Genomic DNA, 14,647 nt, shown 5'->3' with positions numbered 1-14,647 from the left:
TTTTAGATCCATACTCACGAGATTTGATACAACCGTATCCAGTTGGAAAGGATGGAATTATCTCGCATTTGCTGTGGTTTTTCTTAATAAAATTCACAAATCACAAAAGTTTAAATGAGTTCAATATCTGTCATAAACAGTTCCTCCGCATCAATAAAACAAGATATTGAGGTGACGGCATTCTATTCTGATTTTGTATACAAATATGACACCATACCGGACAAGAGTTGGACTTATCACCCTTTCGTACAGCTGCGGATAAAACAGATATTCAACGACAACGAGAAAGACAAGGCATACGGTTTTAAACACTATTTTTGGCTCAACGACCTTGTTTCAGACATCACAATAAAAGACGCGACTATATATACAGACTCAGGAACTTACCATGCCAAAGGAGCAAAAGAACTCATTGAAAGAATAAACAAAAGAGACTACGGAACATTACGCCAAGTGACTTATTCCATGGATACTTTTGAAGGGTTAGGATTGAAATACTTTCCACAGGCTCTTTATGCGATGCCGGAAATGACACAGTCATGGTTTATCTCAAACAATGACAACAAAGACTCGTTGCATGTTTCTTTCAATATCGACAAGTCACTTTTCCATATAAGGAGCAGCAAACGCATAAAAGAGATTAACGGGAAACCGTCAATAGTTTTCAGTACCGATGAAGAAGAGCCTGCATTTTATCTGTTCTATCTCCCTGCATACAATCATTTTAAATATACGGAAGGCAAACGCGTTGTAGACTTAATCGCCGAGAGAATAGACTCCACAAAGAGCGGGAACGGAATCATTGCATATAAACAACATGATGATACAGAAAACAAGCGTATTGAAGAACGTATCAGAAAAACAATAAATACACTTGACAGACATATAGGCAGAGAGGCTTCGCCCGACTCCATTTTCATCGTGAAAAGCGAGCAAACACTCTACCGGAAAATGGGAGATGTTGAAACAATGGCTGTGTTCAGCAGGGCACATCGTGACAATAAATATTCTCTGATATTGCTTGACAACTCACACTACGACACATACACGCTGATGCACGAGGTGTTGCATACCTATCTGCCTGAAATCACTAAAAACAACGACAATTTATACGAGTATGGTTTCTTCAGTGAGAGCCTTGTGGAATATCTGTCTGCCGTATTCTACGAAGAGGCTTTCAACGACAGTATCTTTGACAAAAAAATTGAAAAGATGCTGAAAAACGGATTGAACAGGAAAAAGGCAAGAGAACTGCTCAAGGAAAACGAGAAAAACGCAATATCACTTGAGGGCAAAGAGAAGAACACATCGTGGATATATTACGATCTCCTGCCGCTACTGCTGAAAGTATATGCCGAAGAGAGCGAGAAAGAACAGGACTTTACAACAGCCGTTATCGACTATCTGAAGACATCAGACAAGAATAATGAACCCACATTCAAGAAATTCTCTTCATTCATGAAGGAAAGAGGATTTAAAGACTGTCTGCAACAAGTAATGAATTTATCGCCCAAACGATGATTTGTATTAGAAACATCAGAAAGGCTGTATTTACATTAATCGCAACCATATATGCAACTATATGTATGGCACAAGATACTTTTTCTGTTACGGGAAGAGTGTTTGACAACAGGCACAGACCGTTGGTCTCTGCCAATATAAACTTACATTGTAAACAAAATGAGTTTAAAACCACGACAGACAAGAACGGAGCTTTTAAAGTAGAGGGCACATACGGTAATGATTACAGGCTGTCTATATCACATATTGGTTTCAATGATGAGACTTATATTATAAAGAAATCAAAAACAGATATAAGACTGGACAGTATCATAATGCAAGAAAGTGTTATCGGACTGGATGAAACCGTGATAAAGCCTAAACCGATAAGAATTGTACACGACCGACGCATATTATATCCTACTGAAAACCAACGGAGAAACTCGGCAGACGGAATATCGCTGTTAAGCATGATGAAACTTCCACGAACAACGATAATAGCGAGAACAAACGAAGTGAGATACTGGGGCAAGGGAAATCTGAGATATTATATAAATGATACCAAAGCCACTGTTTCACAAATAAGGGCTTTGCTCCCAAAAGACATTGTAAGAGTGGAATACATTGACCGTCCGGGACTTGAATATCAGGAACAGGAAGACGTTGAACTTGTCATAAGGGTGATAACAAAAAACGGAACAAGGGGAACGTATAACAGCATAATTCTTGACAAGCAGCTTAACAGAAGTGTCGGAGAAATAAACATAGAAAGCAGAACAACGGGCAAATCATCGGAATTAGCCGTTGGATATAATGGATACAAGAACGGCTCCAGCCATCATTTCAATCCTGAATTTACAGACGAGACATTCTACATGCCAGACGGAGTAATCCGCCGCATGGAAGAAACAACCAATATGACATCATACGAAAACAACCATAATATTTCTTTGGCATACTTCAATACACCTTCTGAAAAAGATTATTTGTACGTGAAGACAGAATTAAAACTGAACAGCCAACCCAACAACATCTTAAATTCAGTTGTTTACAGATACGGACCGGAAGACTATAAGAGCAACAAACATACCGATACATCGACAGAGAACAATGCTTTCATTACAAATGTATTATACAGAAAAATATTTAGTAAAAAGCAGATGATGATGTTTGATGCCACATACTATGTAACGAAAGCCGATGCTTACCGATATTATAAAGAAATATCGGGAAACGAGACTATTGCAGATATTATATCCGATGCCGGTGCGACATCGCATGGCGGTTCATTCACAGGCATGTATCGTAACATAATGTCCGACCGTTGGATATTACAAACGTCTGCCGCATCGTATCTAAACATCGCCAAAAGCACTTATTCCGGAAAATACGACGGTACATCAAGACTGCTACGTAACATCTCGACACTGAACGGAAAAATATCTTATAGAAAAGAGAAGTTCGACGCATCAATGATATTGATACTGGCACTAAATCATACAAGCGTTGCCGACAAATATAAGAGTACGACGGTTGAACCAAAAATCTCTTTACAGACAAAGTATCTGTTCAACGAACGTTGCTATGTCGGAGGGAGTTTGGGATACGTTCCGATACGACCTCAGATAAACGACCTCAGATAAACGACCTCAGCACTGCACAACAGCAAATAGATGAATATCAGATACGTTGCGGCAATCCTGAATTAAAACACGGTCATGCCATCGGACTGGATATTGACAGCAACATCGGTATAGGCAAATTTGATATAAACACATATATAAGCTATGAGCATACGAGAAAGAACATACAGGAAGAGACTTTCATAAAAGACGTAATGATTGTACGCATGCCCAACAACTTTGATTATATCAACGCCTTAAAGTCCGGCATAGAAATATCTGCCGAGCCGTGGGAGTGGCTTTCCGCCACAATCGCAGCAGGATACAACCATTTTTCAAGCAAGAGCAGCGATACGAATTTCAGACAAAACTACGGCAAGATATGGTTCAGGGCAAACCTTAATGCAAGATATAACGGTTGGATAATGTCGTATAATATATGGACACACAACAACGACTTTTATGGGCAAGTGCTCGAAACGAGCGGCAGATCCATGTCGTTCTCTTTACAACGTGTATGGCTCGGTGGTCGTATGTCTGCATCATTGAGACTACAGAATCCGTTTTCAAAATCATTCTCATATCAAGATGTCATCAATTACTCACCGATAGCACCATACAAGAACCATACCCGCTCCGACTACAGTTTCAGAATGGTGACACTAAGCATTGCGTATAAGTTCAGCACAGGACGGAAGTCTGCAAAAAACAGCATAAAAACAGATATAACACCACCGGAATATATAATAAGCAGCAGGAAAGCTGCCGAAGTAAAGCAATATTAATTTAACGTGAATTCGATGAATTTTAATTGTCTGATAGTTTTGTGATTAGCGAAAATTGTTGCATTTTATAGTGTTTTTTGAATTCATCGAATTCACGTTAAATTAAATTTTCGTGTCATTTTGTCATTTCAAAACCGTCATCTAAAAGTGGCGTTCTACGTTTTAAAAGTTGTTAAGAGCGGTCGTAATTGATGAAAAGGCGTGCGTCTTGTGATAAACGAACGTGCGTTTTTGCTAAAAGTACGTCCAAAAGGGAGTAAAGCACGTGCCTTTAGGGTCTGAAATGCCGCATTTTGCAGGGTAAAATGGCTGCTTTTGGAACGTAATTAGGCAACTTTCGTATAGTAATCAGGCCATTTTCTTATCCCGAATGATGCACATTTTCTTACTTTTACACGTAACCAATTGATATCAAACGTATTATGTCTGCACACGAATTTTGGCGTTATTTAGCACCAACAAGCTTCTTTTTTCTGAACATCGCAGTATTTCGGGGTTATGAAAAATCAAAAAGAAAGGAATAAGCGCAAAATAATGAATAATTGACAATTTAATAATATAACGTGAATTCGTCGAACTTTAAAATCAAATTCTGAAAATGAAGTCGTCTAAACTTTCCGACGACTTCATTGCCACCAAACAAACAATACTACCACAATATGTGATATATATACAATCAAACTTTTTGATTTATGTCAAAATAACATTTATACATATATGTTTTTGACAAGCGAAAGACATGTTAACAAAACAAAAAGACTACTTTTGTCTACAACAAACAGACATTTTGTATCGTATTTTCGCGACACGATATATTTATGTCTAAGACAAGTCCATATTTTAAAGCATTTTGCTTTATCGTTTGGTACTATCACTTATTTAAGGTAAATGTCGCGAATTAATCAGGTTTAATCAAAATCACACGTATGAAAAAGATTTTTACGCTTGCCCTAATGGCTGTATTTGCCATGTCAGTAACAGCTGCAACGGGATTTCAAGACTTCAACAAACTGAAACGTGAAACTCACTTGCAGTTAAAAAAGATTCAATCAAAAATGGGGGGGTAGAAAAGCTGTCGGCTCCCAAGACAAAAGTTCAAACTGCTTCCAATACCTCTGAAAGTATTGTCGGTAAAAGTTTTATTACTGTTTATGATGACACCAAAAGCAAATTCAACGGCTTTTTCAGTGTGGTTGCCGACAACGACGGTATCATACTTGAAGGATTTGCAGAGGGCTATGACGTAAAGGCATCATACGATGCAACAACAAGTACAATTACAATACCTACAGGTGTTGTCGTCGGAACACATAGCACATACGGCGACGTAACAATACATGCCATCTCCGGAACCGGTACCGACGACACGGATATAACCGGCACCGTAAGCGGTAACACCATTACATTCGATAAGGGACTTTACGGCACGGTTGTATACCAGGGACAAGAAGGTGGATTAATCATAATGAACAAGATATCGACAACAGAAGCCAATGCCAAAATGTCGTTTGTACTCGGGACAGACAGCTATGAGGCTCCGCTACAGATAACCAAGACAGCGGACAACACCCTCAGCATAGTAGGTATCAACACTATATTCACTTCCGGATATTTCTACAATGTTCCTGTCACATTCGATACAGCCACAAAGGAGGCTACGCTCAAGACCGAAAGTCCCATAGGGCACACCATATCCACCAACGGCACAGGTGTCAAGAACATATATTATATGTTCAACAATACAGCCGACGGGCTGACTCGCAATCCGTCTTTCAACATAACGACAACAGACAACAGTTCTGTGGTATCTGCAAAGGGAAACCTCTTCCTTGGTTATGACACCAACGGTGCCGGTAGCTACAACGGATGGACATTGAGCAGTTTCAAGTTTGACATAGATTACAACATCTTTACACAAGAAGTGACAGAAGACCCTTATGCAGACCCGACAAGTGCCACTGTAGACGGAATTACATACAGCCTTGACAATGATGCAAAAACAGCAGAGGTTACAGGATGTCTCGGAAGCGTGAATGACCTTAATATTCCGGAAACAATCGAAGTAAACAGTACAACATACACCGTGGCATCTGTAGCAGAAAAGGCGTTCTACGCAAACCGTACCCTCAAGACTATACGCATACCGGCTTCTATCAAGACCGTAGGCAATGATGCTTTCCGCAATGCAAGTAATGTAAGAAGCCTGTATATTGCCGACTTGGCGGCATGGTGTGCAATCGAATTCTACAACGGCAATGCAAACCCGTTATACAATGTGTTTCCCACATCAGAAAGAAACTGGGGTAAGGTATACATCAACGGAACTGAAACGACAGAGGTTGTAATACCAGAAGGTGTGACAAAAATCGGTCGCTCGTTCTATGGTTTCAAAGCTCTGACAACTGCGACACTGCCGTCTACACTGAAAGAGTTGGGCGACCAGGCATTTGCAAACTGCACAAAACTCACCGCCATCACCGTACCCGACGGAGTTGAAAAGATAGGTTCTTCTTTCTGGAGTTGCGAGGGACTGACAGAGATAAGTCTGCCGGGAAGCGTCAAGACTCTTTCCGGAAGTACGTTCTACGGCTGCAAGAGCCTTAAGACCGTAACTCTGGCAGAAGGTCTTGAAACAATCGGAAGAATGACATTCAATAACTGTAAGGCTATCGAAACAATAACAATTCCTTCTACCGTAAAGGAAATCGAGCTTATGGCTTTCTGGGGTTGTACCGGCATTAAGGAGATAACATCTCTCAACACCGTTCCTCCGACATGTACAACCGACGGAATGTTTGAAGACTTCCTTACAGCAACACTCTATGTTCCGACCGCATCAATAGACGACTACAAAGCCGCTACAAGCTGGAAAGAGTTTACAATCATCAAGGGTGTAGAGACAACAAGCATCAACGGAGTTGAGAATAACAATGACAACACCGGAAAGGTTTACTATAACCTGCAAGGAATCAGAATTTCTGCAAACAACATCACTCCGGGTGTGTACATCATCCGTGAAGGTGCAAAGACCACAAAGGCATACGTAAGCGCGAAATAATCCTTTATTCGGAACAATCGGCGCATAAACGCGACGGAGGCAGGTGTACATACATGCACCTGCCTCCGCTTTTTTATCACTTTACCACAAACAGAACCGCAACAACATAAAAAGCCAATAAACCGCAAAGAAAAATCAGCCATGGTCGGAAGTGCGCCACATCACACCGTAAACCTACGCACTTTACGACGTGAAGTGGCGCACTTGTTCTCGTACTATCCGTATATTTGACTCAATCGAATCGCTTTGCTACCGCGAACAGGACTAAAGTCCGACTTTCGCTATTTTGTTTTGTCGAATATTCTTCGTATATTTGCGTTTTCTTATATAAATCGCGCACCGCATATAAAGCGGCTGTCGCTATATAAATAAAAACAGAATGAATATAAAAGACGACATAAAGAACGCCGTGGAGGTGATGAAACGCGGCGGAGTGATATTATATCCCACCGATACGGTGTGGGGAATTGGCTGCGATGCAACCAATGCCGAGGCTGTGGCACGGGTATACAAAATAAAACAGAGAGACGACTCCAAGGCACTTATTTGTCTGGTGGACTCAGACGTGCGCCTGCAAAGATATGTGCGCAACGTGCCCGAAGTGGCATGGGACATAATGGAACTGTCGACAAAGCCCACAACAGTAATACTGGACGATGCCGTAAATCTTGCACCGAACCTTATCGCCCCGGATGGAAGCATCGCCATGCGCATAACACGGGAAGCGTTTTCAAAAGAACTGTGCTACCGTTTCCAAAAGCCAATCGTATCTACAAGCGTGAACATCAGCGGGAAACCGGCGGCACAGAACTATCGGGACATATCGCCCGAACTGCTTGAAGCAGTGGACTACGTATGCTTTGCACGCCGACAGGAACATAAACCGCACACACCGTCGAGCATCATAAGACTGCAGAAAGACGGAAAAGTTGAAATAATAAGAGACTGACATCATAGTCTTTATATCAAGAGAAAAGGGAGTCTGGAGAAACGACAGGCACACGTCTATGAATATTGAAGATATAGAAATAACGACAGAAAAAGAAAAGGGCATCAGACAAAAGCTGGTGGAATGGTGCAAGACGCACCTTACCGACAAGCAGTTTACACTGATATTGAGTTTCTTCGTCGGTCTGTTCGCCGCAATAGCGGCATTTATACTGCACTGGATAATAAAACAGATAGAGTTGTTGCTGACAGAGGGATTTGACAAGGACAACCTAAACCTGCTCTATCTTGTATATCCCGTAATTGGAATTTATCTTACATCATTGTTTGTAAGGCATATCGTAAAAGACAACATCAGTCACGGTATAACAAGGATATTATATGCCATAAGCGGCAACCGCAGCAAGCTGAAGGGGCACAACTGCTGGAGTTCGGTGATTGCCTCTGCCATAACAATCGGCTTTGGAGGAAGTGTGGGAGCAGAGGCTCCTATCGTGCTCACCGGATCGGCAATAGGCAGCAACCTCGGTCAGATGTTCAAAATGGACAACAAGACACTGATGCTGCTTGTAGGTTGCGGTGCGGCAGCGGCGATTGCCGGCGTGTTCAAGGCGCCGATAGCCGGACTTGTGTTCACGCTCGAAGTACTGATGATAGACCTTACGATGGCGTCATTGCTGCCGATACTGATATCCGGTGTAACGGCGACATGCTTTACATACATTTTCTCCAACGGCGACTCGCTGTTCCGGTTCCACCTTGACGGTACATGGATGATGGAACGTGTGCCAGCATACATTCTTCTCGGCGTGTTCGGGGGCATAATAAGCCTTTATTTCATACGCACGATGAATGCCTGTGAGGGTATCTTCGGACGGTTGAAAGAACGCCCGTATGCCCGTCTGATGCTTGGAGGCATACTTCTAAGCACACTGATACTTTTCTTCCCTTCACTCTACGGCGAGGGCTACAGCAGCATAAACATTCTGCTCAACGGCAAGACAGAGGCAGACTGGGAGACAATCCTCAACAACTCGATGTTTGCCGGACATGGCAACATGCTCATACTTTACATCATAATGGTATTGTTCACCAAAGTAGTGGCAACATCTGCCACCAACGGAGGAGGCGGATGTGGAGGAACGTTCGCACCGTCATTGTTCATGGGGGCATTCGGAGGATTTCTATTTGCGCGTGTATGGAACATGCACGGGATAGGTGTATATATACCTGAAAAGAACTTTGTAATGCTTGGAATGGCGGCAGTAATGGCGGGAGTGATGCACGCTCCGCTGACAGGTATATTCCTTATAGCCGAGATCACGGGCGGATATCAGCAATTCATACCGTTGATGATTGTATGTATATGTTCATATCTCACCATCATAATTTTCGAGCCGCACGGCATATACGGAATGCGTCTGGCACGCGAGGGCAAACTGATTACGCATCATACAGACCATGCGGCACTGACACTGATGAGTCTTGACAGCGTCATAGACAGACACTTCACATCTGTACGACCCGATACAGAACTTGGAATGCTTATACATTCTATAAGTAAGAGTCGCACCGACCTGCTTCCGGTTCTCGACAAGGACAATAATTTCATGGGAGAGATAGACATCTCCAAACTGCGCCATATCGTATTCCGCACAGAACTTTATCATAAGTTCAAGGTTGCACAGCTTATGTCACAACCGCCGTGCAAACTGGGAGTGAACGACTCTATGAGAAAGATAATGAAGCAGTTTGAAAAAACAAATGCAATGATGCTGCCCGTAATGGACAATGACAACCGTCTTATCGGATATGTAAACCGCATACATCTCTATGGGGTCTACAGGCAGATAGTTGCCGACTTGTCGGCGGAATAAATCTTAAAAAATTAAGAACGGAAGTAAATGAAGAATGAAGAATAAAGAATGAAGAATTAAAATTACTTCTATAAAGAATTAGGATGTAGTAAAATAAAGAAATAACGTTCGGCGACTGGAAGGAAATGAAGAATGAAGAATTTGCTTCTGCCTTTGAGAATTAAGTTCTATACTTTAGAAAGTAATTTTCATTCTTCATTCTTTATTCTTCATTCTTCATTCTTCATTTCCAAAAGTTCTTCATTTCCAACAATTCTTAATTCCTAACTCTTAATTCTTAATTCCTTACGCCCGTTACAGAAATCGGACGCATTCATACGTTTCTTTCCGCTCAACTGAAGTATGTCTATTTTAAGAAGTTCGTCTGCGGTACATACATACATACAACCTTTTTCCATCAATACCGTACCGCATGGCGATGTACTTTTCATACCGGTTTTGGATGTCTTGTAAATCTTTAGAACCGTATCCTTGCCGTCGGCAGAGATGATGTTCGTCCACGCTCCGGGACAAGGCGAAAGACCTCTTACAAAGTCATAAATATTCTTCGCAGGCATATTCCAGTCTATACGACATGTCTCCTTGAATATCTTCGGGGCATGATGAAGGACATCTCCCGTTGCAATCATCTCGTCTTGGGGAAGTGAAGGCACATGTCCGTTACCTTCGATTATACGGTCGGTTGTCATTAATGCTATCTCGGCACCAAGTTTCATCAGACCGTTATAGACGTCTTCCACATTATAATCGTCGTTTATCTCAAAAGGCTCTTGCATTATGATACGTCCGGTGTCGATGTCATGGTCAAGAAAAAACGTCGTTACACCTGTCTGCTTCTCCCCGTTTATCACCGCCCAGTTTATCGGTGCGGCACCCCTGTACTGCGGCAGCAATGCAGCATGAACATTAAAGGTTCCGTATCGCGGCATGTTCCATACTATCTCCGGAAGCATGCGGAACGCCACCACTATCTGTAAGTCTGCTTCAAACGAACGTAGTTCCTCAACAAAGACAGGGTCTTTCATCTTTTCCGGCTGAAGCACAGGCAGCCCCTTTGACATTGCATACTGCTTTACAGCCGACGGTTGCAATGTTTCGTGATGACGCCCGACAGGTTTGTCCGGCTGCGTAACAACGGCAACTACATTATAGTCTGCCTCAACAAGAGCGCGCAACGTTTCCACTGCAAACTCCGGAGTACCCATGAATATAATACGTAAATCTTTCTTTGTCATGTTCAATATATAGATAGATGTTTGGTTTAAAATGTCAGATTTCAGATAAATGAAAGAGTTTATAGGGCTTCAATATTGTTGTTTGTAGGGACATATTCTTGTATTTGTCCGCCCGTAGCAGTTTGAAAATCAGTGGTTATATACCCGGACAAATACAAGACGTGTTGTTGAACGAAGTGAAAAATATGTCCCTACAACGCAGATGATTGCTTATTTTGAAACATCATCTTTAAAATCCAACTTTCTGAAACCTAACGTCAAAAAGATTATTCAACTGTAACAGCCTTTGCAAGGTTACGCGGCTGATCCACATTCAGCCCCTTATCAACTGCAACATGATAAGCTATCAACTGCAGCGGAATTACTGAAAGAAGCGGAACGATGGTGGGCAATGTCGGCGGTATCTCTATCACACTTTCCGCAAGTTTCTTTACCTCCTCGTCGCCTTCTGTCACAATAGCAATGATACGCCCGTTACGACTCTTCACTTCCTCTATGTTGCTTATAATCTTTTTATACAGTTGATGGTGAGTTGCAACAAACACAACCGGCATGTCCTCATCAACAAGTGCTATCGAACCATGTTTCATTTCGGCAGCCGGATAGCCCTCGGCATGTATATAGCTTATTTCCTTGAGTTTGAGAGCACCTTCCAATGCCACGGGATAGTTGAAGCCACGTCCCATATAAAGCGAGTTCCGGGCATCTTTAAGCGAATGTGCTATCTTCTTTATACAATCGTCTTTCTTAAGGATTTCTTCTATCTTACGCGGAATACGCGCCAGTTCGTCTATATGCTGTTCATATTCAACCTGCCCTATCACGCCCAGTTCGTGACCGAGGGCAAGGGAGAACAATGTAAGTACGGTCACCTGACCGGTAAACGCCTTAGTGGAAGCAACGCCAATTTCCGGTCCTACGTGGATGTATATACCCGTATCCGACTCACGGGAAATGCTCGAGCCAACACCGTTCACAATGCCGAAACACAACGCACCATGTTTCTTCGCTAGTTCAAAAGCAGCCATTGTATCTGCCGTCTCGCCACTCTGCGATATTGCAATAACGACATCATTGGGCTGTATGACAGGATTACGATAACGGAACTCCGAGGCATACTCCACCTCAACCGGTATCTTGCACCACTGCTCTATCATCTGCTTGCCTATAAGCCCGGCATGCCATGAAGTGCCGCAAGCCACTATAATGAAACGGTTGGCACGCAACAAGCGTTCGCGGTGCATGTTTATAGCACTGAGCACTATCTTCTTCTTATCGGGAAGTAAGCGTCCGCGCATACAGTCGATGATACACTTGGGCTGATCGAAAATCTCCTTAAGCATGAAGTGTTCATATCCGCCTTTCTCCAAGGCTTCAAGGCTCATGTCCACTTCCGTTATCTCCGCCTTGACACCACAATTGTCAAAATTGCGTATCTCCACATTATTTCCAACCTTAATGAGTGCCACCTCGTTGTCATTAAGATAAACCATCTGGTTGGTATATTCTATTATAGGCAACGCATCGGATGCAAGGAAGAATTCCTTATTGTCCTCGCCAATACCAATAACAAGCGGACTGCTCTTGCGCGCCACCACAATCTTGTCAGGAGTACTCTTGTCTATCACGGCAATGGCGTATGCCCCGATAACACGATGCAATGCCTCAAGCACAGCCCCTTCCAAGTCTTTCTTCTGCCTGTCCTGAATAAACGATATGAGCTGTACAAGTATTTCGGTATCCGTAGAACTCTTGAATACATAGCCTTCTTTCTCTAACAAATCCCTCAAACTGGAATAGTTTTCTATAATTCCGTTGTGAACCAACGCAAGCCTTTCATTCTGCGAAACATGGGGATGAGCATTCACGGCAGACGGTTCGCCGTGTGTAGCCCATCTGGTATGTGCGATGCCAAGACATCCGGAACAATCATGACTTTCAACTATGCGTTCAAGATTTACAACCTTTCCTTTCTCCTTATAAACGTTCATGTCGCCGCTATCACTTATAAGAGCCACACCGGCAGAGTCATAACCACGATATTCCAGACGCTTAAGACCTTTTATCAAAATGGGATAAGCATTTCTGAAACCTATATATCCAACTATTCCACACATAAGCTACGTAATTTTATTTCTATTCTTTGCATGAACAGGGAGACCGGAATAACAAAAACGTCACACACAACAGAGCGACAAACATAATCCGATACTTCCTGTCAATATATTAACGTGTGCAAAAATAATATATTTCACATAAATAACAAAATATACACTATTTTCTTTAAACTCTAAAGATATGTCTATGCATGAATTAAAAACATGGGGATATTCAAAATAAGGAGATAAGTGGAGATATGAGAAGATAAAAGACATATGCTTCGTTATATAGTTCAAGACCATTGTCTTTTATCTTCTCATATCTCCATTTATCTCCTTTTGACATCCTAATATAAAAAACACACTGTTATCTTACGATAACCCTGTGTGTTCCGTTTCCTGTTTTTACAATATAAACTCCTTTACCGGCATCTACCGCAGTAGTGCCCATTGCCGCAACACCTTTATTATAAAGTGTACCATCTGTCGTATATATATAATAAGGTGCAACTGCTTTGCAACTGTTTACAATACTTATTGTTCCATTTCCTCCACAAACACCATAAGCTGCATTATCTGTCACCACACCGTCTACGGATGTAGGGAAGTTTTCGGTCTCTATGATTTCTTTGAACTCTCCTCTGCAAAATGTACTAAGATAAAGTTCTCTTGTTCCAACCGGAACATAAAGGACGGCATCCTTTGGAAATGGTACAACACTTTCGTTAATGTTCAATATCGGAGGGATTGCGGATTTCGCATAAACCTCCTTTATTGCCGTACATAATCTGAATGCACTATAAGCAAGAGAATTCAGCGTTGATGGCAATATCAGTTTCTCTGTCACTGTAGACTCAAAGACATTTTCGCCTATTGTAGTTAATCCTTCTGGTAATTCAAGACTTTTCATCCATATCTTTCCAAAAGACTTGTTTCCTATTACTTTCAGATTTTCAGACCATTTTATTTCATTCAAGTTATTACAATAAGAGAATGTCCCATCATTTATTCGTTCCAATTCTTCCGGAAGTTTCAAACGTCTCAAATTCTCACAATGGTTAAATGCACCATTACCTATATATACTAAAGTAGACGGAAGATCGAGTTCTGAGATGTCGAAAAAGGCAAAAGCGTTTTCTCCTATACTTTCAAGACCTTCATGAAATTTCAATCCTTCTTTCAAATGTGAACCACTATACAAGAAAGCCTCCGCTCCTATTTTTTTCAATGATGAAGGCAATTTTATTTCAGATAATGAATAGGAATTACAATTATAGTATGTGGAAATGTTTGACAGCCAGCTATATGCAGTTAATACGATAGAAAAGTGAACTGGAATTTATTTATTGGTCTAAGGATAGTGAAGATTTAACGATTTTAACCTATTTTCACGCAAGCTGAATTCAAATTGATAATGCAACAAATGTGTCAAAGAAGTGAGTAAGCAAAGAGCATATAAAATGGGGACAAAAGACCTATAACCTCTTTCGTCCCCGATATTAAATGCTTACCTTTGCAGACAA

Annotated in this window: 10 protein-coding genes and 1 pseudogene; 8 read left to right on the top strand and 3 right to left on the bottom strand. The window is 41.7% G+C overall.

All coding sequences use genetic code 11. The features are described from left to right. From HPS54_RS12960 to HPS54_RS11935, 8 genes and pseudogenes are all read left to right on the top strand, one after another. Positions 1 to 118 (top strand): annotated as a pseudogene (locus HPS54_RS12960) (IS5/IS1182 family transposase); the annotation flags it as partial. Beyond that, the gene (locus tag HPS54_RS11965) at positions 115 to 1,521 is read left to right on the top strand and encodes a hypothetical protein (RefSeq protein ID WP_172345676.1); all 1,407 of its coding nucleotides are present in this window, start codon (positions 115 to 117) and stop codon (positions 1,519 to 1,521) included. The pseudogene HPS54_RS12960 and the gene HPS54_RS11965, both read left to right, overlap by 4 nt. Positions 1,522 to 1,586: 65 nt before the next feature. Beyond that, positions 1,587 to 3,143 (top strand): carboxypeptidase-like regulatory domain-containing protein, encoded by a 1,557-nt coding sequence (locus tag HPS54_RS11960; RefSeq protein ID WP_172345675.1) that lies wholly within the window; start codon positions 1,587 to 1,589, stop codon positions 3,141 to 3,143. Then, positions 3,080 to 3,907 (top strand): outer membrane beta-barrel protein, encoded by an 828-nt coding sequence (locus HPS54_RS11955; RefSeq protein WP_172345674.1) that lies wholly within the window; start codon positions 3,080 to 3,082, stop codon positions 3,905 to 3,907. The genes HPS54_RS11960 and HPS54_RS11955 overlap by 64 nt, the downstream gene beginning before the upstream one ends. Positions 3,908 to 4,833: 926 nt before the next feature. Continuing rightward, the gene (locus HPS54_RS11950; protein ID WP_172345673.1) at positions 4,834 to 4,974 is read left to right on the top strand and encodes a hypothetical protein; all 141 of its coding nucleotides are present in this window, start codon (positions 4,834 to 4,836) and stop codon (positions 4,972 to 4,974) included. Between the two features lie 122 nt (positions 4,975 to 5,096). Beyond that, positions 5,097 to 6,965, top strand: a complete 1,869-nt coding sequence (locus tag HPS54_RS11945; protein ID WP_172345672.1) for a leucine-rich repeat domain-containing protein — start codon at positions 5,097 to 5,099, stop codon at positions 6,963 to 6,965. Between the two features lie 379 nt (positions 6,966 to 7,344). After that, positions 7,345 to 7,914: an L-threonylcarbamoyladenylate synthase gene (locus tag HPS54_RS11940; protein WP_172345671.1), complete on the top strand. Its 570-nt coding sequence runs from the start codon at positions 7,345 to 7,347 to the stop codon at positions 7,912 to 7,914. Positions 7,915 to 7,972: 58 nt separating this feature from the next. After that, entirely contained in the window at positions 7,973 to 9,790 is a 1,818-nt protein-coding gene (locus HPS54_RS11935) for a chloride channel protein (RefSeq protein ID WP_172345670.1), read from the top strand. A 263-nt stretch (positions 9,791 to 10,053) separates the two neighbouring features. Here the strand turns inward: HPS54_RS11935 and fmt are convergent, their stop codons facing one another. The 3 genes from fmt to HPS54_RS11920 form a co-directional block, all read right to left on the bottom strand. Further along, on the bottom strand, positions 10,054 to 11,025 hold the full coding sequence (gene fmt, locus HPS54_RS11930; protein WP_172345669.1) for a methionyl-tRNA formyltransferase: 972 nt from the start codon (positions 11,023 to 11,025) through the stop codon (positions 10,054 to 10,056). Positions 11,026 to 11,291: 266 nt separating this feature from the next. Beyond that, on the bottom strand, positions 11,292 to 13,142 hold the full coding sequence (glmS, locus tag HPS54_RS11925) for a glutamine--fructose-6-phosphate transaminase (isomerizing) (RefSeq protein ID WP_172345668.1): 1,851 nt from the start codon (positions 13,140 to 13,142) through the stop codon (positions 11,292 to 11,294). A 349-nt stretch (positions 13,143 to 13,491) separates the two neighbouring features. Continuing rightward, positions 13,492 to 14,412 carry a leucine-rich repeat domain-containing protein gene (locus HPS54_RS11920; protein ID WP_287229551.1) on the bottom strand — a complete coding sequence of 307 codons (921 nt, stop codon included), beginning with the start codon at positions 14,410 to 14,412 and terminating at the stop codon, positions 13,492 to 13,494. Positions 14,413 to 14,647: the final 235 nt, after the last annotated feature.

The organism is Xylanibacter caecicola (assembly GCF_013166515.1).
Classification (GTDB): domain Bacteria; phylum Bacteroidota; class Bacteroidia; order Bacteroidales; family Bacteroidaceae; genus Prevotella; species Prevotella caecicola.
The sequence above is the reverse complement of the archived record's forward strand: the minus strand, read 5'-3'. Positions and strand labels throughout refer to the sequence as shown.